17 protein-coding genes are annotated in these 20,637 nt (G+C 43.1%); 12 read left to right on the forward strand and 5 right to left on the reverse strand.

Annotated features, from left to right (window positions below; genetic code table 11):
• Positions 1-90: 90 nt before the first annotated feature.
• The 8 genes from ACLI08_RS13460 to murI all read left to right on the forward strand — a co-directional run bounded on the left by ACLI08_RS13460 (position 91) and on the right by murI (position 8,511).
• Positions 91-750, forward strand: coding sequence for a CBS domain-containing protein (locus ACLI08_RS13460; RefSeq protein ID WP_411429018.1), 660 nt, complete (start codon positions 91-93; stop codon positions 748-750).
• 2 nt (positions 751-752) lie between these two features.
• On the forward strand, positions 753-1,637 hold the full coding sequence (locus ACLI08_RS13465) for an NAD kinase (RefSeq protein WP_411429019.1): 885 nt from the start codon (positions 753-755) through the stop codon (positions 1,635-1,637).
• 158 nt (positions 1,638-1,795) lie between these two features.
• Complete coding sequence (locus ACLI08_RS13470; RefSeq protein WP_411429020.1) at positions 1,796-2,485, forward strand: DUF6089 family protein; 690 nt, start codon at positions 1,796-1,798, stop codon at positions 2,483-2,485.
• 10 nt (positions 2,486-2,495) lie between these two features.
• Complete coding sequence (locus ACLI08_RS13475) at positions 2,496-3,236, forward strand: isoprenyl transferase (protein ID WP_411429021.1); 741 nt, start codon at positions 2,496-2,498, stop codon at positions 3,234-3,236.
• On the forward strand, positions 3,133-5,910 hold the full coding sequence (locus ACLI08_RS13480) for an outer membrane protein assembly factor (RefSeq protein ID WP_411429022.1): 2,778 nt from the start codon (positions 3,133-3,135) through the stop codon (positions 5,908-5,910). Before ACLI08_RS13475 ends, ACLI08_RS13480 begins: the two co-directional genes overlap by 104 nt.
• Before the next feature lie 44 nt (positions 5,911-5,954).
• Positions 5,955-7,079 carry an OmpH family outer membrane protein gene (locus tag ACLI08_RS13485; protein ID WP_411429023.1) on the forward strand — a complete coding sequence of 375 codons (1,125 nt, stop codon included), beginning with the start codon at positions 5,955-5,957 and terminating at the stop codon, positions 7,077-7,079.
• 56 nt (positions 7,080-7,135) lie between these two features.
• On the forward strand, positions 7,136-7,648 hold the full coding sequence (locus ACLI08_RS13490) for an OmpH family outer membrane protein (RefSeq protein WP_411429024.1): 513 nt from the start codon (positions 7,136-7,138) through the stop codon (positions 7,646-7,648).
• Between the two features lie 77 nt (positions 7,649-7,725).
• The gene (gene murI / locus ACLI08_RS13495; RefSeq protein WP_411429025.1) at positions 7,726-8,511 is read left to right on the forward strand and encodes a glutamate racemase; all 786 of its coding nucleotides are present in this window, start codon (positions 7,726-7,728) and stop codon (positions 8,509-8,511) included.
• On the opposite strand, the gene ACLI08_RS13500 is transcribed toward murI, so the two are convergent.
• Entirely contained in the window at positions 8,508-9,026 is a 519-nt protein-coding gene (locus ACLI08_RS13500; protein WP_411429026.1) for a gamma carbonic anhydrase family protein, read from the reverse strand. The two genes, murI and ACLI08_RS13500, sit on opposite strands and share 4 nt — an antisense overlap.
• Positions 9,027-9,117: 91 nt before the next feature.
• On the reverse strand, positions 9,118-10,128 hold the full coding sequence (locus ACLI08_RS13505) for a type IX secretion system membrane protein PorP/SprF (RefSeq protein WP_411429027.1): 1,011 nt from the start codon (positions 10,126-10,128) through the stop codon (positions 9,118-9,120).
• A gap of 486 nt (positions 10,129-10,614) precedes the next feature.
• Here ACLI08_RS13505 and ACLI08_RS13510 point away from each other — a divergent pair, with 486 nt between their 5' ends.
• Positions 10,615-11,517 carry a NifU family protein gene (locus ACLI08_RS13510; RefSeq protein ID WP_411429028.1) on the forward strand — a complete coding sequence of 301 codons (903 nt, stop codon included), beginning with the start codon at positions 10,615-10,617 and terminating at the stop codon, positions 11,515-11,517.
• A 61-nt stretch (positions 11,518-11,578) separates the two neighbouring features.
• Here the strand turns inward: ACLI08_RS13510 and ACLI08_RS13515 are convergent, their stop codons facing one another.
• Positions 11,579-14,413 (reverse strand): AsmA family protein, encoded by a 2,835-nt coding sequence (locus ACLI08_RS13515; protein ID WP_411429029.1) that lies wholly within the window; start codon positions 14,411-14,413, stop codon positions 11,579-11,581.
• 147 nt (positions 14,414-14,560) lie between these two features.
• On the opposite strand from ACLI08_RS13515, the gene ACLI08_RS13520 reads away from it, so the two are divergent.
• The gene (locus ACLI08_RS13520; RefSeq protein WP_411429030.1) at positions 14,561-16,732 is read left to right on the forward strand and encodes a M3 family metallopeptidase; all 2,172 of its coding nucleotides are present in this window, start codon (positions 14,561-14,563) and stop codon (positions 16,730-16,732) included.
• A 345-nt stretch (positions 16,733-17,077) separates the two neighbouring features.
• Here ACLI08_RS13520 and ACLI08_RS13525 read toward each other — a convergent pair whose 3' ends face one another.
• On the reverse strand, positions 17,078-17,500 hold the full coding sequence (locus ACLI08_RS13525; protein ID WP_411429031.1) for an arsenate reductase ArsC: 423 nt from the start codon (positions 17,498-17,500) through the stop codon (positions 17,078-17,080).
• A 270-nt stretch (positions 17,501-17,770) separates the two neighbouring features.
• Here ACLI08_RS13525 and ACLI08_RS13530 point away from each other — a divergent pair, with 270 nt between their 5' ends.
• Together ACLI08_RS13530 and ACLI08_RS13535 are read left to right on the forward strand one after the other, a co-directional pair.
• Positions 17,771-18,691: a pseudouridine synthase gene (locus ACLI08_RS13530; protein ID WP_411429032.1), complete on the forward strand. Its 921-nt coding sequence runs from the start codon at positions 17,771-17,773 to the stop codon at positions 18,689-18,691.
• A complete protein-coding gene (locus tag ACLI08_RS13535) occupies positions 18,691-19,047 on the forward strand; it encodes a nuclear transport factor 2 family protein (protein WP_411429033.1) in 357 nt (118 codons plus the stop codon). Before ACLI08_RS13530 ends, ACLI08_RS13535 begins: the two co-directional genes overlap by 1 nt.
• A gap of 156 nt (positions 19,048-19,203) precedes the next feature.
• On the opposite strand, the gene ACLI08_RS13540 is transcribed toward ACLI08_RS13535, so the two are convergent.
• Positions 19,204-20,592 (reverse strand): serine hydrolase, encoded by a 1,389-nt coding sequence (locus tag ACLI08_RS13540; protein ID WP_411429034.1) that lies wholly within the window; start codon positions 20,590-20,592, stop codon positions 19,204-19,206.
• Positions 20,593-20,637: the final 45 nt, after the last annotated feature.

Genomic DNA, 20,637 nt, shown 5'->3' on the forward strand with positions numbered 1-20,637 from the left:
GTTAAAAGTTAACAGATGCACAAAAATACAAAGTATATAGGGGAAGCTATATTTATTTTTGATTATTTTGCATATAAATTAACCCTCAGGATGAACGAAATTACCGACTTCCTTAACACTAATATAAAAGCCCTGCGCACTACAGATTCTGTAGCCGATGCACAGGATTTGTTTGCCGAATATCCGTTTACGCACTTTCCTGTACTGGAAAACGGCGTGTACATAGGTTGCGCCATAAGCGAGGATACTGAACTTATGGATATAGAAAAACCCATAGGCGACATGCGCTATAGTTTTGAGCGTTTTTTTGTACGGAACACCACCATGTGGCTGGATGTACTTGAGGTTTTTGCCAAAAATGAAACTAACCTGGTACCGGTGCTCAACGCAGAAAATTCGTACCTTGGTTATTATGAAATAACGGATATTATAAGGTTTTTTGATGAAACCCCTTTCCTTAAAGAAGAAGGCGGCATACTTGTAGTAGAAAAAGGTATTACCGAATACAGCATGAGCGAAGTAGCCCAAATTGTAGAGAGCAACAACGGCAGGCTGCTGGGCGCTTTTATAAGCGAGGCAGAGGGAGACCGCGTGCAGATAACCGTAAAGATAAGCCTGGGCGGACTGAGTGAAATTATTCAAACCTTCCGCAGGTACAATTACAGCATTGTTACAGAGCATCAGGAAGATGCGTACCTGAATACCCTGAAAGACCGATCTGATTACCTGGATAAGTACCTTAATATATAGTTATGAAAATAGCTGTTTACGGCCAGTACTACAAAGAAAACACCGATGAAATCATTGAAAAAATGATGGTGGTTTTCGGGCAGTACAACCCTGAAGTGGTTTTTGAATACAATTTTTACAACGTGCTTTGCGAGAGGAATATCCTTAAGGAAAGCTATCCCACCTTTACAGACCACGAGGAGCTTAACAACGGGTTTAACCTGTTTATAAGCATAGGCGGAGACGGCACCATGCTGCGCGCCGCCACGTTTGTGCGCAACAAAAACATACCAATTGTAGGTATAAACGCGGGCAGGCTGGGCTTTTTGGCCACAGTACAGCAGGAAAACATAGAAAACCTGCTGCCGCTTATCTTCGAAAATAAATATAAAATATCGCCACGCTCGCTGCTTACCCTGCACTACCCCGGTGGCACAGACCAGCTGGAAGACCTTGATTTTGCGCTAAACGAAATCACTGTAAGCCGCCGCGACACCACTTCTATGATTACTGTGGAGGTAAAACTAAACGGTGACCACCTTACCAGCTACTGGGCAGATGGCCTTATACTAAGCACACCTACCGGCAGCACTGGCTATTCGCTTAGCTGCGGAGGCCCACTGCTTATGCCCGAGGTAAACAGCCTGGTAATAACCCCCATAGCACCACACAACCTTAACGCCCGCCCACTGGTAATACCCGATGATACCGAGATAGAACTGCGCGTAAGCAGCCGGGAGGAGCAGCACCTTGTTTCGCTGGATTCGCGTATTATAAGGCTGGATGTAGAAACCGTGATTACTGTTAAAAAAGCCAATTTTAAAATAAACCTTGTAGAGTTTGCCGAAGAGAAATTCCTTGATACACTGCGCAAAAAGCTGCTTTGGGGTGAAGACAAGAGGAATTAACAGGCTAAAATTTTATATCTGTACATACTACTTTTGGTGTTCTGCCGTTTTCAACTCAGTATTAATCGGAATATGCTGGTAAAGCTGCGGTAAAATGTCTAATTATTAGGCGTATTACAAAATCTATATTGTTATATTTGCACCCAATTTTTGTTTAAATGAAGCGTTTGCTGTACATAACTGCGTTAATAGCTACAACCTTTTCGGCTGAAGCCCAGATAAATGAGTTCGGGTTAATAGCCGGTGGCGCTAACTATGTAGGCGACGTGGGCCCTACCAATTACATTAAGCCAAAAGACATGGCGCTTGGTGTATACTACCGCTGGAACCGTAGCCCGCGCCATTCGTGGAGGGCGGCTTTTAACTACGGACGCATATCGTCTGACGATGCAGACAGCGATGTAAGCGGCAGGAAACTAAGGGGGTATCAGTTTAAAAATACCATAAAAGAGTTATCTTTAGGGCTTGAATTCAATTTCTTTGACTTTAACCTGCACGAGGAGCACTTTAAATGGACACCATACATATACACAGGTTTGGCGTACGCGTGGTATAATGAGCTGTACAGGGACACAAGCAAAAACAAAGGGCGCGATTATGACAACGGCAGCAGCCTTGCCATACCTATGACAGTGGGTATAAAAGCCCACGTATCAAGGGACTGGATTATAGGCCTGGAAAGCGGTGTACGCTACAGCTTTACAGACAACCTGGATGGCAGTAACCCGCCCGACAATAAGTACGATGCCGTACGTTTTGGCAACACTAACAGTAATGACTGGTATGTGTTTACTGCCTTTACAATATCGTACACCTTTGGCGATAAGCCATGCTATTGTTCTGATTAATAAAACACCAATGAATAAAACCATTACGCCAGATACCGGCAATTTGCCGAAGCACATAGCCATAATAATGGATGGCAACGGCCGATGGGCCAAGCAGAAAGGTATGCTGCGGGCTTTCGGCCATGAAAACGGCGTAAAGTCGGTTAGGGAAACTGTAGAAGCCTGTGCAAAATTAAACATAGCCTACCTTACCCTGTACGCCTTTAGTACAGAAAACTGGAACAGGCCAAAGCTGGAGGTAGACGCGCTGATGAGCATTCTTATGAATTCGCTTAAAAAAGAGCTGCCTACCATGCAAAAAAACAACATTCGCCTTAATACCATAGGTAATGCACACATGCTGCCCGAAAAGGCACGCAGGCAGTTGTTTGAAGTAATTGAGGCTACTAAAGAAAATACCGGCATGACGCTTACCCTGGCATTAAGCTACGGTAGCCGCGAAGAACTGGTAAGTGCCATTAAAGAAATTTGTAACGAAGTACAAACAAACAAAATAGATATAGCTACCATAAACGAAGCTACAGTACAAAAACACCTGTACACCCACAACATACCAGATGCAGACCTGGTTATACGCACCAGTGGGGAGCAGCGCATAAGTAATTTCCTGCTATGGCAGGCCGCTTATGCTGAGTTGTATTTTACCGATGTACTGTGGCCGGATTTTAGGGAAGAAGACCTGCATAAGGCAATTTTTAGCTATCAAAAACGTGAAAGAAGATTTGGAAAAACCAGTGAACAGCTTAAATAACAAAGTAAGGTTTCTAAGAAACATTGCATTATTTATCGGATTTTTATTTTTTGCAACGCTTACTGCCCAAGCGCAAACCGACATACTGGGCGAAAACAGGCCCGAACCCGGAAAATACATACTGGGCGGGGTTACCGTAAGCGGAAAAATATCGTATAACGAAAATACGGTGGTAAACTTTACCGGCCTTGAAAAAGGACAGTACATTAATGTACCCGGCGAAGAAATCAGTGCCGCCATTAAAAAGCTGTGGAGGTTAAATCTTTTTAGCGACGTAAACTTTTACGTAAACGACATTCGTAACGACTCTATTTTCCTTGACCTTAATATTATAGAGCTTCCTAAGCTAAGCGATGTAAAGATGCAGGGTGTAAAAAAAGGTAAAATTGAGGGCCTTCTTAAAGATACAGAACTTAAGAAAGGAAAAACCGTTAACGAAAACCTTATTACCAATACTAAAAACTATATTGAAAATAAGTATCGTAAAGACGGCTACTACAACACCAAGGTATACGTTAACGTAATACCGGATAGTACCAATACGGTAAAAATGGTGGTAAATATAGATAAGGGTAAAAAGGTACGAATCAGTAAAATAAACTTTACCGGAAACGAAAAAATATCGTCTTCTAAGCTGAAAAAAGCGATGAAAGACACTAAGGAAGTAGCTTTCCCCAACCCGCTGCGCCTGTTTAAGCCAAGTAAATTTATTGCAGATAAATACAAGGAAGATAAGGTAAAACTTATAGACCGCTATAAAGAAAAAGGTTACAGGGATGCCCGTATTATAAAAGATACTGTAGTGTACAACCCTAAAACAAACAGGGTAGCCATAGATATTCAGGTAGAGGAAGGGCGTAAGTATTACTTTGGAGATATTAAATTCCTGGGTAACACCATTTACAACAACCAGCAACTTGGGCAGGTATTGGGCATTAAAAAAGGCGAAGTATACAACGGCGTACTGTTACAGGAACGCGTGGCTAACCCTAAACCGGATGCCGACGACATTACTAACCTGTACCAAAACAACGGTTACCTGTTTAGTAACATAAACGCGGTAGAGGTTAAAACAGCTAATGACACCATAGACTTTGAAATCCGTATTGTAGAAGGGCCTATTGCCTACTTTAACAAAATTACGGTAGTAGGTAATGATAAAACCAACGATAAGGTAATTTACCGCGAACTCAACACAAGGCCGGGACAAAAGTGGAACAAGGAAAATGTAGTTAACACCATACGCGAACTGGGTGCACTGGGCTTCTTTGATGCCGAGACCATTCGCCCAGACGTTAAAAACGCTGACCCTGCATCGGGTACTGTAGATGTAGAATGGCACGTTACCGAAAAAGGATCGAGCCAGATAGAACTACAGGGTGGTTACGGTGGTGGTGGCTTTATTGGTACGCTGGCATTTTCATTAAACAACTTCTCTGCTAACAATATGTTTAAGAAGGATGCGTACAAGCCGCTGCCTATGGGAGACGGACAAAAACTGTCGCTTAGGCTACAGGGTAGTACGTATTTCCAAACCTACAGCTTATCGTTTACAGAGCCGTGGATGGGAGGCAAAAAACCAATACAGTTATTTACGTCACTATCGCACAGTAAGCAGTACTCGTACAACTACAGCACGCGCGATGTTAACCGCAGCATGAGCTTTACCATATCGTCGGCTACAGTGGGTATATCTAAAAGACTTAGCTCACCAGATATGTTTATGACGTTGTCTAACTCGCTTACCTTCCAGTACTATGCGCTGAGCAACTATAACATTGGTTTATTCACCTTTGGTAATGGTACCTCACGTAACCTGGCATACACTATAGAACTTACCCGTAACAACAGGGGCCGAAACCCTATCTTCCCTATTTATGGATCGTTGTTTACAGCAAGTTTCTCTACTACGTTCCCGTACTCATTGGTTAACGGGGTAGATTATAACGACCTGAAAAATCAGGCAGAGTACAAAAAAACAAATACTACAACAGAGTCTTACGAGGGACCAAATGGTCAAACCATATTTCCGGGTGATTACATAGATGTAAACGGAAACAGGGCAGACGATTATACCACGGCAGATGTAAACCAGTCTAAAATTGACCAAAAGCGCTTTAACTGGCTGGAATATTATAAATTTAAGTTTAAAGGAGACTGGTATACCAAGCTAATGGGAACACCAGATCATGCACTGGTACTACGTATGCTTGCTGAATTCGGATGGATGGGCGCGTATAACGGAGACAGGGGCCTTGTACCATTCCAGCGATTCTTCCTTGGAGGAGACGGTATGGCTAACTACGCGCTTGATGGCCGCGAGGTTATTATGTTAAGGGGTTATCCTAACCAGTCGTTAAGCCCGTATGTAAACGGTACCCAGGTGGGTGCTACGGTATACAATAAATTCTCACTAGAACTACGTTACCCTATTACGCTTAAGCCGCAAGCCTCTATTTTCCCGCTTGTATTTGCCGAAGCAGGTAACTCATGGAGTGGTTTTAGTACCTACCAGCCTTTTGATATAAAACGTTCGGCAGGTTTTGGTCTTAGGGTATTTATGCAGGCCTTCGGTATGCTGGGTATCGACTTCGGTTACGGGTTTGACCCGCTTCCGGGCTACCAAAAACCAAACGGATGGGAAACGCACTTTATCATAGGCCAGCAGTTCTAAAAAAATTGGCATGATATTTTCTAATAAGTAAATGAATGAAGGTTATGAAGAAACTTTTAGTCCTACTGCTCACACTGGGCGCTGCATTAACTGCAACCGCGCAGACCAAAGGCATTAAGATAGCCTACATAGACATGGAATACATACTGGACAAAGTGCCCAGCTATGCCGAAACAAAAAGCCAACTGGAGCAGCGTGCCGCTAAGTGGAAGCAGGAACTGGATGCTAAAAAGAACGAAATAACTCGTCTTAAAGAAAGCCTTCAGACCGAAAAGCCACTGCTTACAAAGGAACTTATTGAAGAACGTGAAGAGGAAATAGCACAGCAGGAAAAAGATATGAGCGAGTTTCAGGAAAAGAAATTTGGCCCAAAAGGCGAGCTCATAACACAAAAGGCGGTGTTAGTAAAGCCAATACAAGACCAAGTGTTTACCATAGTACAGGAAATTTCTGCAACGCGTAAACTTGATTTTGTTTTTGACCGGTCGTCTGACCTTACCATGTTGTTTGCAGCTAAAAAGCATGACCTTAGCGACCTGATTGTAAAACGCATGAGCCGTGCCGCTAAACAGGAAAAACTAAACAGCAAGCAGGCTAAAAAACTTGAAGAACAGGAAAAACAGGACGAGCTGGATAGCGACCCTGAAGTAGCAGACCGCAAAAAAGCACTGGAAGAGAAAAAGGCAGCAAGGCAAAAAGCACTGGAAGAGCGTAAAGCCGCCGCCGAAGCAAAACGCCAGGAAGCAAAAGAAAAAAGGGAGCAGCAGATAAAAGAACGCCAGGAAGCGCGTAATAATGCTAAAACGGCTAAACCTGCTGCCAAGCCCACAACAACCGGAGGTAATACCCCCGCCGGTGGAAAAGATGACATAAACAGCACAGACGACGAAACGCCGGACGCACCTACCACAACAGGTAAACAGGCTACAGATAAGCCTGCACAAAACACTACTGCAAAACCTGCAGGTGCCACAGCAGAAGACCGTGAGGCAGCAAGGAAAGCGGTGATTGAGGAACGCAACAGAAAAATAAAAGAACGCCAGGAGGCTCTTGCCAAAAAGAAAGAACAGGCACAGGCAAAACGCGACTCTATAGCGAAAGCACGTGAGGATGCTAAAAAGCCTAAACCTACCACTACCGATGGCGGATCTTTAAACGATAAAGATTAAATTGAAATTAAAAGGAAACTAAAAACAAAAAATTAATAATTAATACTTTTTACACGATGAAACAACTTAAAACCTTATTAATAGCAGCCATGCTTTTTGTAGGTGCAAGTCAGGTAGCTTCTGCTCAGGCTAAGGTAGCACACATAAACGTTAGCGAACTTATGGATGCATCACCTGACATGAAAGCCGCAAAAGCGCAACTTGAAAAACTAAGCGCAGGTTACGAAACCCAATACAAAACCATGGTTGAGGAATTCAGGAAAAAAGCAAGCCAGTACGAAAAAGAAGCAACTACTGTTACTGATGCTGTAAATGAAACACGCAGCAAAGAGCTACAGGATATGCAAAAAAGGATTCAGGATTACCAGGAAAACGCTTCTAAAGAGCTACAAACTAAGCAGGAAGCTATTGTAAAACCTATCCTTGAAAAAGCTAAAGCAGCAATACAAAAAGTGGCTAAAGCTAAAGGTTATCAGTACGTATTAGATTCTACAATTGGTGCAGGTGTACTTGTGGCTGATGGTCCGGATCTTAGCGCAGACGTTAAAAAAGAACTTGGTTTTAAATAAGAACCAAAAGCATAACATTGTATTTACGATGTAAAACAGGAACGGCCTTTTTAGGCCGTTTTTTTTATATTTGTACTATGGAGGATAAAAGCACACAACCTATAGGACTTTTTGATTCGGGTATTGGAGGGACTTCTATATGGAAAGAAATCCATGCCGTTTTACCTAACGAAGATACGATTTACCTGGCCGACACGGCTAATGCCCCGTACGGGCAAAAAAGCAAAGATGAAATCATAGCGCTAAGCTTTAAAAATACAGAGTACCTGCTTAAGCAGGGTGCCAAGATTATTGTGGTGGCGTGTAATACTGCTACAACAAATGCTATTAAGGAAATGCGTTCGCATTTTGATGTTCCATTTATAGGAATAGAACCGGCTATAAAGCCCGCTGCCATACATACCGAAACCGGTAACGTGGGCATTCTGGCTACAAAAGGCACACTAAGCAGTGAACTTTTCCATAAGACTGTAGCGGGATTTAGCGGCATCAATTTTATAGAGCAGGTGGGGTTTAACCTTGTTACTTTAATTGAAAGTGGCAAAATAAACTCCCCGGAAATGACCGCGCTGCTGCAAGAGTATATGGAACCTATGATTAAGGCTAATATAGATTATCTGGTACTGGGGTGCAGCCACTATCCTTACCTTATTCCGCAGATAAAAGAAATTTTGCCTGAAACGGTAAAAATAATAGACTCCGGCGAGGCCGTGGCAAAACAAACGAAAGCCGTACTGCAACAGCACGGCTTACTTAATACAACCCCTCATAAAGGGACTAATACATTTTATACCAACGCAGACACAGCGGTGCTGCAAAGTATTATCGGCAATGATTTTAAGGCCGAAAAAACGGCGTTTTAATCTTCTTTAAGCCAAGAGGCATACATTACATAATTGTTTGATATACGCGCTATTTCGCCGGCAAAATCAGATGCGTTTATTTCTTTCACCTTCTTTGCCGGCACACCGGCATAAATGGTACCGCTTTCTACGCGGGTACCCTGGGTTACTACCGCACCGGCAGCTATAATACAATTACTTTCCACTACGCAGGCATCCATAATTATGGCGCCCATACCCACAAGTACATTATCATGGATAGTACAACCGTGTACTATGGCATTATGACCTATTGATACGTTGTTACCTATCTCTGTAGGATGTTTTTGATAGGTACAATGAATCACCGCACCATCCTGTATGTTTACCTTATTGCCCGCTTTAATATAATGTACATCGCCACGTACCACGGCATTAAACCATACGCTACACTCAGCACCAAAGGTAACATCTCCAATTATGGTAGCGTTTTCTGCTACGTAACAATCTTCAGGAATCACGGGGCTTTTACCCCTAACCGGTTTTATAAGAGCCATAAATATGAGTAATTAAGTTTGGGTTATACGCAAAAAAAAACGTCCCGAAATATACAATTTCGGGACGGAATTAATAATATCTGCTCTATAATTAGTTATTAACTGCAGGACAGTGACACTCGTAGCGGTCGTTTTTACAGTTCAGGTTAAGACCAATGGTAATTTGGTGGAAACCTGAGTTATCAAACTTAACATCGCCTGTTAAATACGAGTAGGTGTAAGAGAACATAAAGTTTTTATAGTTAACACCCACTATTGGTGTTACATACTGCATATATTGCTCTTTAATTGAGTTACCTGCCCTGTCTGTATACTGCGCGCCATCAAGGCTACGACGGTATGAAAGACCTCCCCAAACACGACCGAAGTCAAGTTCTTTGTAGGCTTTTAGGTTAACATCGATAGTTTTCTCTGTAGTCTCTGTAATAGACTGGAACATAACAGATGGCTCCAGGCTCCAGGTATCATCCGGCAGTGCAAACACATAACCTAATGATAATAGGTAAGACGTAAGGTTACTACTCTCTACATCGCTGTATAGTGCCCTTTTACTCTTAATTACGTTTTTAGCAGTAAATATGGCATAGAAATCAAGGAAGTGGTATGCTGCCCCAATATCTACATTAAAATAAGAATCTTTTTGTACAACACCACCATTAACATTTGGATCAAAAGGCTGACCGTTAAGGAATTCTGTTTCATCAAGACGGCTTTGTACAAGGCCGGCGCTCATACCAAATGAAAGCATGTTCAAATCGTAATCGCTTCTCGAAAATTTAATGTGGTGAGCGTACGTAAGCTTGGCACCTGTTTGAGAGTGGTAACCGTTTTTGTCATTAAAAACGATAGCACCAATACCAGACTGCTCACCTAATGATGTGTTAAAACTTAGCGTTTGCAGCTGTGGTGCATCTTTCTGTCCGAACCATTGCTGGCGTGCTGTACCACGTATTTTGGCGCAGTTTGCGGCACCTGCCATAGCCGGGTGAATCAGGTAATAGTTGTCTGACAGGTAGTCTGAATATACAGCTACACCTTCCTGACCGAAAGACATTTGGGCTAAAAATAATCCAAAAATGAGATAAACCTTTTTAAAATTCATGTTAACCTTTGATCGTTTTAATGAAATTTGTGCTTTTTATTAGTCAGGCTTTGCAGCAGTTACCGCCCAAATAAGCAATAAGTAACCCTACAAAAGCCCTGTGTTCCGAGCTTACTAAACAGTAATTTTCCTTAGCGGTCAAATATATAAATTTTTGTCATAGGTTCAATAGTCAATCTAAATATTATTATAAAAATTGCTGTTAACTTTAAAGTGCTTTTACATTTTAGGGTATAATTTAACTAATCTTCATAAAACAGCTACAAAATTTACCTAATTAAATGCAATCCTTAAAAACTTAACGGTATGTTAAACCAAACTGTAATGTGTTAAAGTTTATAATCAATCGTTCAGCGCTACGTTACGACCGCCTGTACAACTCAAAATTTTATAAATCACCGTGCTTACTATACTATAATATGAGTAAGCTACAGATGCCATACTATTGGTTTTTGTCGTAATTTTGCCTAAACTTTAATACGCATCATGGAAAAAGTCACCATAAGGGCCACTCAAAACCCTGCTATCATAAAATTTGAGTTTAGCGACTTCATAGCAAGCCGCACTAATTACGAGTTTAAAAATATAGACGATACCGCAGACAGCCCACTGGCACGCCAGCTGTTTTACCTGCCGTTTGTAAAAACCGTTTACATATCGGGCAACTTTATAGCCATAGAACGCTACAGCATTGTAGAATGGACTGATGTTCAGGACGAGGTAGCCGAACAGATAGAGAATTTTGTAAACAACGGCGGCCAGATTTTAATTGAAAACCAGGAAGAAGCAAAAAAGAAAGTACCCGTTACCGTATATGTAGAGAGTACACCAAACCCTGCCGTTATGAAATTTGTAAGCAATAAACTGCTTACTAAAACCATGGCCGAGTTTAAAAACATAGACCAAACCGCTCCATCGGCACTGGCGCGTGAGCTGTTTAAGTTTCCGTTTGTAAAAGAAGTATTTATAGACGAAAATTATATTTCGGTTACAAAATATGACATGGCCGACTGGAATGAGATTACCGCCGAAGTGCGCTCTTATATCCGTTCGTTCATAGAAGATGGCAACACGGTAATAGACGAATCGTTGATTCAGCAAACACCGGCTGCAGAAAAACAGCAGGAGGCTTACTTTGACAATCTCGATGCTACATCGCAACGTATTATAAACATCCTGGAAGAATATGTAAAGCCTGCAGTACAGGGCGATGGCGGCAACATAGCCTTTGAAAGCTACGACGAGGCCGACAAGCGCGTTAAGGTAATACTGCAAGGTGCCTGCAGCGGATGCCCCAGCAGTACATTTACCCTTAAAAGCGGTATAGAAAACATGCTTAAGGATATGCTCAACGACAATGATATTAAGGTAGAGGCAATTAATGCCTAACAAAAACGAAAGGCGGTTTCAGGATTTGAAACCGCCTTTTTTGTGTTTATGTACCCGTTAACTACTCCTTCTTATCCGGTTCTTTCGTCACTTTTTCTTCGCTTATTACCTTATTGGTTTTGGTATCGTACACCGCTTCCTTAATGGCTTTACCGGTTTTGCTGAACACCTTAATCTTCGGTTGGCTGTGCGTGCCTGTAACCGTTATGGGTATACCTATAAGCCCTGCAGGCGGTAACCCCAGGCGTACGCGCAAATCAAGCAGGCCGTTAAAGCTGGTAGTACCTTTTATGGTAGGCCTAAACAACGACACCTTAAAAGTAAACGGCTTTATGTCTATTACATTATTATTAATGGTACTGTGCACCACTATGTCTTTAAAGGAAGGATTGTTAATACTCCCCTGCCCTGTTTTCTCGCTAATGGCACCAAACATCTTAAGCCCTTTTACCTTAATATCACGCAACGTTATGGTACCTCCGCCGTGGAGCGACTCATATATAGGAGCCATGTTAGCATCAAGGTCGCCCTTTATGGTATAGTCAATAGATATAACGCCCTCTGCCTTATCTGCCGCGGTGGCCATTTCCCTAAACATAGGTAACTCATTATATGCGCGTTTTACATTAAAATCCTTAGCGGTAAAGCGTGCATCAAAATTGGCCGCCACCGCCGACTCATTTTTATAACGTGCGTCTATACCCACTTTGCATCCTATAATATCAAACTTCGCGCCCTTCAGGTACATTTGTCCGCCACTTATACCCGCGCCTCCGGTCAGGTTTTTTAGCAGCAGGCCATTATATGCCACCTCATTAGCATCGGCTTTAAGCCAAACATCAAGGTTATGCGGTACAGCCACTACCCCACTGGCTTTAGGATGGTCTTTTTTAACCGAAGCTTTTGCCGCATCGGCTTTGCTCTCAGCCGGGCTGGCAGCATCAGCGGGTTGCAGCGCCATAAACTCATCTACATTTATCAGTTTTGACTTTAGCCCAAACTCCCCATGCAGCGTGCCTTTACCACTAATAAAATAATTAATAGTATTACGCAGGTAGCCATTTAGCGCAAAATCACTTTTGCCATAGTGCGCCGTAAAACGCTCAAACCACATTTTTTCATTTTGGAACCTAAACAACCCCTCGTTTATATAAAATGCCTTGGGAAACAAGTCACTACGGGTTTTTATATCTTTAAGAAGCAGTGTACCCCTGTTATCCAGCTTGCTGTACTGCCCGGTTGTGGCATAGCTTTGCCTGCCGTTAAGGCTTAGGTCGGCTTTTACATAACCGGTTACATTTAGTCCCTTACGTTTAAACACCTTATATATACGCCCTACATTAAGCTCGCCCTTAATACGGGAGGTATACAAAACATCATCAAGGTTTTCGGCAGTAGCGCTCACGTAAACAGGATTACCTTCAAACTCAAAACTTGCCGGGGTAAGCGCCATTTTTAACCCGCCAAACGTACCGTCGGTATCTGTAATATTAGCTACCAGGGTAATACGCTGTATAGGGTTTGGGTAATACGATGTTTTCAGCCATCCTCCTTTAAGGTCTATGCTGCCTTTGGTTTTAGGGAACAGGCGCTTTTTAGCGTTAAAGGTACCGTTAGCCACAATATCGGTACGCAGCATGCCCTTCAGGTCTACATCGGGCAGGCCAAGTGTAGCGTCGAGCTCAGCAAGGTTAAGTGCTGCTTTTATATCAGCTTTCACTGCCATGGTTTCCAAGCCCTTGGTATTAAGCAGGGCTTTAAAGTAGCCGTTTTTGCCAATGTTAAAATCAAACGCTTTAACATCGAGTACCATACGGTTTACATCCAGCGACGGCAATGTAGCGTTAACATCTACCCGAAGTTTTTCCATGGAAGCAGGCGTATTATTGTACGCCAGTACACCGTTATTTACCTTAAACACCATGCCTAAATCAGGCTGCTGGTTTTTAGCAGCGTTGTACCTGCCTTTAAAAGTAAAGCGCAGGTCGGCATCGCCCTCTATACGGGTTTTTTCCATCCAGGTAAGGTACTGCGGGGGCGCTACACTAAAAATATCTTTTAGCGTGGTGTTACGGCTGGCGGCGTTTATACCTATGTTATAACCATCTCTAAGTATGGTAAAAAACCCCGTAAACTCCAGCGGAAGCTCATTAATACGCAGCTCATTCTTTTGTAAAATAAACGAAAGCGCATTGGTATTTACCCGGGTTATAAGATCGGCATGTACCTCCTTGCGTTCCAGGTACGGAACGCCATTGTAATAAAAGTCTATGGCATCTATATTAGCGTCAGTCTCCATGTCAAAAACATCTTTGGTAAAACCGCCACGCCCCAGGTAATTAAACCCGCGGGCATCTACCAACATATTGGCAGAGCGGTCGTTATAGGTAATATGGCAGTCCGAAAAATCAATCCGGTCAAACTGTATAGCGGTGCCTTCCTCAGGGTCGGTAGGTTTTTTAGGCGTGTCTTTCGGGCTGATGTATACATTATAGTTCGCCTGCCCCTGCTTGTTAACCTGCACGTTTATAACGGCATCGTCTACATAAAGCTCGTCTATTTTTACGGTGTTGTCAAAAATCAGGCGCTTAAGGTTAATGCCCAGTGCTACCTGCCGGGCACGCACAAGAGTATCGTTCTCAAAGGGTTTTGACCCCATGAGCGACACGTTATCTATAGACACGGTAAGCGATGGAAAATGGGTAAAAAAGGATAACTTGGTGTTGCTAAACTCCAGCTTTGAGGCCAGGCTTTTATTAGCCAGTTTCTTTACTTCCGACTCTACTTTGCCCGGAAACAGTATGGGCAGCAAAAACAGCAGCAGCAATACTACCACTACCGTTATACCCAACCATTTCAGCGTTTTAAGGGCTATATGTTTGGCTGATATTTTCATAATTCTATACTTTACTACACAATAAAGTTAGGTTTTTCCCTGTTAAAAAGAACAGGTTTAACGCGCCTTTAATACTTTAAGAAAGCATTATGGTGTAATTTGCCAAAACAATTCACCGATACTAAAATTTTGGGGTAACCCATAGAAATGATACCTTTACAAATGATGACCAAAATTGCTAAAACAGCACTAATATTAATAGTAACCGGAATGTTTATGTCTTGCAAAGAGAACAAAACCGGGGCCCTGGGCGACGATAATCCGCTGCTGGCCACCTGGGATACCCCGTATGGCGCCCCGCCGTTTAATCTTATTAAAAATGAGCACTATAAGCCGGCGCTTACAGAGGCCATGCGTATACACGATGCCGAAATAGCCGCCATAGCAAACAGCCACGAAAAGCCTGATTTTAAAAATACCATACAGGCACTGGAAGACAGCGGCCAATTGCTAAACCGCATATACACAGTGTTTAACAACCTCAACACTGCCGAAACAAACGAACAAATGCAACTGATAGCGCAGGAGATAGCGCCAGAAATCAGTAAGCATAACGATAACATTTACCTGAATGAAAAACTGTTTGCACGCGTAAAGCAGATTTGGGATAACCAACTGGACCTTAAGCTAGACAGTGAAGATGCTAAACTACTGGAACGTAAGTACAAAGCTTTTGTACGGAACGGTGCCGGGCTACCCGCCGATAAGAAGGAACGCCTGCGCAAAATAAACAGCGAACTGGCGGTAATATCGCTTAAGTTTGGCGATAATGTACTTGCAGATACCAATGGATATCAGTTGGTTATAGACAATAAAGACGACCTTGCAGGACTACCGGAAAGCGTTATAGCTGCCGCTGCCGAAGAGGCAAAAGCCAAAGGCAAAGAGGGCAAATGGGTCTTCACACTCCAAAACGCCAGTGTAATGCCTTTCTTACAATATGCTGATAACCGTAAACTGAGGGAGGATATCTGGAAGGCGTATCAAAACCGTGGCAACAATGGCGATACCCACGATAACCGTATTAACATTATACAAACGGCTAACCTGCGCATGGAACGCGCACAACTACTTGGTTACAAGACACATGCTGACTACGTACTGGAAGAACGCATGGCGCAGACACCCGATAAAGTATACACGCTGCTAAACCAGATATGGGAACCTGCCCTTGAAAAAGCAAAGCAGGAAGAAGCTGACATACAACAGCTTATGAAGGCTGACAAGATAGAAGGCCCTGTACAGCCGTATGACTGGCGTTATTACACGGAGAAGATCCGTAAGAGCCGCTATAGCCTTGATGAACAGGAGCTTAAACCATATTTTAGCCTGGATGGCGTACGAAACGGTATTTTTACCGTATGCGACAACTTGTATGGTATTAGTTTTAAGCAGGTTACAAACGTACCGGTGTATCATAAAGATGTAACTACCTGGGAAGTACACGATAAAGACGGTACGCTGCTGGGCTTGTTATACATGGACTTTTTCCCTAGGGAAGGCAAAAAGGGCGGCGCCTGGATGACCAGCTACCGCAAGCAGAAAACCGTTGACGGTAAGCGCATTATACCTATAATTTCTATTGTATGTAACTTTACCAAGCCCACTGCAAACACGCCCTCGTTGCTTACGTTTGATGAGGCCAGTACCTTCTTCCATGAGTTTGGGCATGCGCTGCACGGACTACTGAGTAATGTACGCTACGAGAGCCTTTCGGGGACCAGTGTACCTACTGATTTTGTAGAGCTTCCATCGCAGATTATGGAGAACTGGGCTGCTGAACCTGAAGTACTTACTCTATATGCAAAGCATTATAAAACCGGAGCGCCCCTGCCTGCCGAACTGACAACAAAAATGCAGCAGGCAGCTACGTTTGACCAAGGATTTGCAACAGTAGAATACCTGGCAGCCAGCTATTTAGACATGGATTACCACACCATTACAAAGCCCATAACCCAAAACGTAACCCCGTTTGAGGATGAGGCAATGAAGAAGATTAACCTGATTAACAGCATAATACCGCGCTATCGCAGTACGTATTTCAGCCATATATTTGCGGGCGGATACAGCGCAGGCTACTACAGTTATATATGGAGTGGCGTGCTGGATACCGATGCTTTTGAAGCGTTTAAGGAAACCTCTTTGTTCAATAAAGAGAAGGCTACCTCTTTCAGGACTAACATATTAGAACGTGGTTTCACGGCAGACCCTGCTGCCATGTACCGCACGTTTAGGGGTAGCGACCCAAGCATCATCCCGCTGCTAAAAAAACGCGGACTGTACCACGAAGTACCTACCGGTGCAAACATGAAAAATTAAGCCATAAGTCGAACAAAATAAAAAAGTCCGAAACTGATTTGTTTCGGACTTTTTTATTTTTTTGAGACAACCAACTACATTGGCTATAGTAATTTAGCAAAGGGGTAATATTCCGCAAAGTGTATATTTTTTTCCTGAAAATATACCGTAAAACTGTGGTAAATGTTCCACAACGCCAAAAAACGTATTTTTGATTACCAGCACGTTACACATTATTCTTCCGCTTTTACATCAAAAAGCAACAATGTATACCCTTTACACCCGTTTAATGAGCCGTTAGTAATTTTACTGAATAACAGCCTTCAGTACTATGCAGAAAAAGCCGCCGTAATTTTGCAATCGGGTTTAACAGGATATATGGGTGGCCACAAAGTTTTGTGCAAAGGTTTTAATTTCATTTCGCACCTTCCTGAAGGCTTCGGCAACCTCTTCATCGGTACCGGTTGTGGCAACCGGGTCAGGAAAATTATAATGGAACTGCTGTACACGTTCCGGGAACACCGGGCAGCGTTCATCTATATCACACACGGTGATTACATAGTCAAATTTTACATCCCTGTAATCGTCTACATGGTTACAGCTATGGCCGCGAAGGTCTATGCCCTCTTCTGCCATTACGGCTACCGCCTGCGGATGTATGCCTTTAGTTTCAAGCCCTGCGCTGTATACATTAGCCTCACGGCAGGCATAAAATTTAAAAAATCCCTCCGCCATTTGGCTACGGCAGCTGTTGCCCCCACACAGTATTAAAATATTCTTCTTCTCCATACTACTTCTTGTCCTTTTAATATGCTGCTGCACTGTAAAGTGGGATAAACACCACAACCCTACAATATTAGTAGAAAATTAACTTAAAACCACAAAAGCAGATTTTTGAAACAAAATGTTAATCAAATGTTAAATATAAAACATTGCAAGTTTCATCACTAAGCAATATTCTAATATGGATTCTATGTTAAAACATTGGTTCACGGCGCACTGTAAAACTTTCTGCTTTACATGATTAAAATGCTTACTTTTGCAAAAATTTTTATCAGAATGAATAACAACAGGCGCGGCGGAACAACCGGAAGAAACGGAAACAGCAACAGCAGGAAGAAAAATGATGGCGGCAATAAGCCTTTTGACGGACGTAAAGAAAAACCGGGAGCACCTAACGGCGACCGCCCGGTGCGCAAAGCAGCCTTTGTTAAAGGGAAAGGCCCTAAGCCGTTTGAAACCAAACAGGCAAAACCTAAAGTAGAAACCGAGAAAGACGAAATTCGCCTTAATAAATACATAGCTAACAGCGGTATGTGCAGCCGCCGCGATGCCGACATATACATACAAAGCGGTAATGTAAAGGTAAACGGCGAGGTGGTTACAGAAATGGGCTACAAAGTAAAACTAACCGATGTGGTAGAGTTTGACGGTACCCGTATTACTCCCGAAAAGAAAGAATACCTGCTGCTAAACAAGCCTAAGAGTTTTTCTACAACGGGCGAAAGCGACGCTAAAAACGCGTTTGACCTTATACAGGGTGCCAGCAAGGCTAACCTGCAGCCGGTGGGCCGTATGGATAAAAACACAACAGGCCTTATATTGTTTACTAACGATAGCGATTTGCTGCGCAAGTTTTCGCAACCCAACCAAAAGTCGTTTAAAATATACCAGGTATCGCTTAGCCGTACCCTGAAAGCCGAAGATTTTGAAAAGATAAAAGGGGGCGTAACCCTGGATGGGCACCGCCTGTTTATAGACGAAATAAGCTTTATAGACAACCAGCCTAAATCAGAAATAGGCCTTAAACTGCGCACGCCAAACGTAAAGGTGGTACGTGCTATTTTTGAAAGTTTTGGCTACGATGTACTTAAGGTAGACCGCGTTATGTTTGCCGGGCTTACCAAAAAGAACCTGCCAAGGGGTAACTACCGTTTCCTTACAGATCAGGAAATCATTAATATAAGAAACGCACAGTAATGCTTACCACAGAACAGATAGCACACGAGTGGATAGATGCCTTTAACAACCGCGACCTTAACAGGCTGGTAGGGCTGTATGCCGAAGATGCCGAGCACTTTAGCCCGAAACTGAAGGTACACAAACCCGAAACAAACGGACTGGTTAAAGGCCGCCCGGCACTGCATGAGTGGTGGCAGGGCGCTTATAACAGGCTACCCTCTTTATTTTACAAGCTGCTTACTGTAACGGCTAACAACGACCGCGTTTTTATAGAATACATACGCGAGGTAGAAGGCGAAGAAGACATGGCTGTAGCCGAAGTATTTGACGTTAAGGATGGGCAAATCGTATTTTCGCGCGTATACCACGGATAAGAAATTTACACCACAACATACAACAAAAAACCACAGAACATCTGTGGTTTTTTTATATTTATTAAGCACAACCAAATTAATCGTTACATTAACCCATCGCTACATTGCTACATTGATAAATTATTACACTGTTACATTAACCCATTGCTACATTGATTAATTCATTTTAGTGGCCGGTATATTACGCCCTCCCTGTTTTATGGTCAGCCCCGTTACGTTACCCTTATCATTTTTAGTAAACACCAGCTTTGCCGGTACCTCCTTAAGGAAAAAGTTAGTTTCACTTTCGGCAAACACCTCAAACCTTGGCTGGCCGGTTATCTGGGTGTACAGCGTGCCCTCTACAACACTCATTTCCATCACAATGCCGGGTCCCAGCAGGTACTTACCCACCAGTGGGGTAAGCTTATCCGGGCTAAGCGTTATTTCTTTAGTATCAGGTTTTTCAACGTCCTTACCGTACATAAGCCTGCGTAGCGGTTTTAAGAAATCCAGCTTACCCTCTTCATGGTTTTGCAGGATAATAATGGTTTTATCATTATCTATATCGCGCTCTATAAACGTTACGTAGCCAAACCATCCGCCGGAGTGCACCGTAAGCTTACCGTAATCGGGATTCGTATCTATTACCCAGCCAAAACCATATTTGGTTTTTTCACCGTTAGGCAATGCTGGTGGGGTTTGTATAAGTTCCATAGATTTTTTAGACACCAGGGTATTGGCATACAGCGCCCTGTCCCACTTTAGTAAATCAGGTGCCGATGCGTTTACGGTACCATCGCCCACTATGCCATCCAGCCACCACACCACATGGTACTCCGGCAAATCATCTGGCAGTTGTTTTTTATGCGCTTTATCGTATACGTAGCCGTAGGCGTAGTTGTCTACTTTTTTTGGCGACAACCTTCGGGTGTACACAAAGGTGCTGTTCATTTTAAGCGGCCTGAAAATATTCTGCTGTAAAAAATCGGCGTAGGTTTTCCCCGAAGCCTTTTCTATAACCGAAGCCAGCAACGCGTAGCCCGTATTGCTGTACTCGTATTTAGACCCCGCAGCAAAAACAGGCTCAGGCTTTTCTTTGGCAAAAAGAGCAATCATGTCTTTGTTGGTCCATATTTTCGTAGTGTCGCCTTTGGCTTTAATAAGATCCATATAATCCGGCAGGCCCGCGGTGTGGTTAAGCAGCTGGCGCAGGGTAACATCTTTATAAAACGCGAGTTCGGGCAGGTACTTACCCAGCTTGTCATCGTATTGCAGCTTACCTTTTTCCTGTAGCAATACTACAGCCATAGCGGTAAACTGCTTAGATACCGATGCCAGCTCAAAAACCGAATTGGCATCCAGCGGCAGCTTACGGGCTTCATCACGAAGGCCGAAACTTTTCTGGTAAATGATGTTGCCTTTTTCTGCCAGGAGCACGTTACCGTTAAATTGTTTTTTAGCGCTCAGGCTGGTAAACAGGCTGTCTATTTGGGACAGTTTTGCCTGCTGGGCATTTAGGGCGAGGGTAATGAATGCCGCCGTGAATAGTAAAAATTTCTTCATGTGGTTTTTGATTGATGATTATTGGTTTTAGACGAGCCACATGTA

The sequence above is a fragment of the Flavobacterium sp. RNTU_13 genome (assembly GCF_046614455.1).
Lineage (GTDB): Bacteria > Bacteroidota > Bacteroidia > Flavobacteriales > Flavobacteriaceae > Flavobacterium.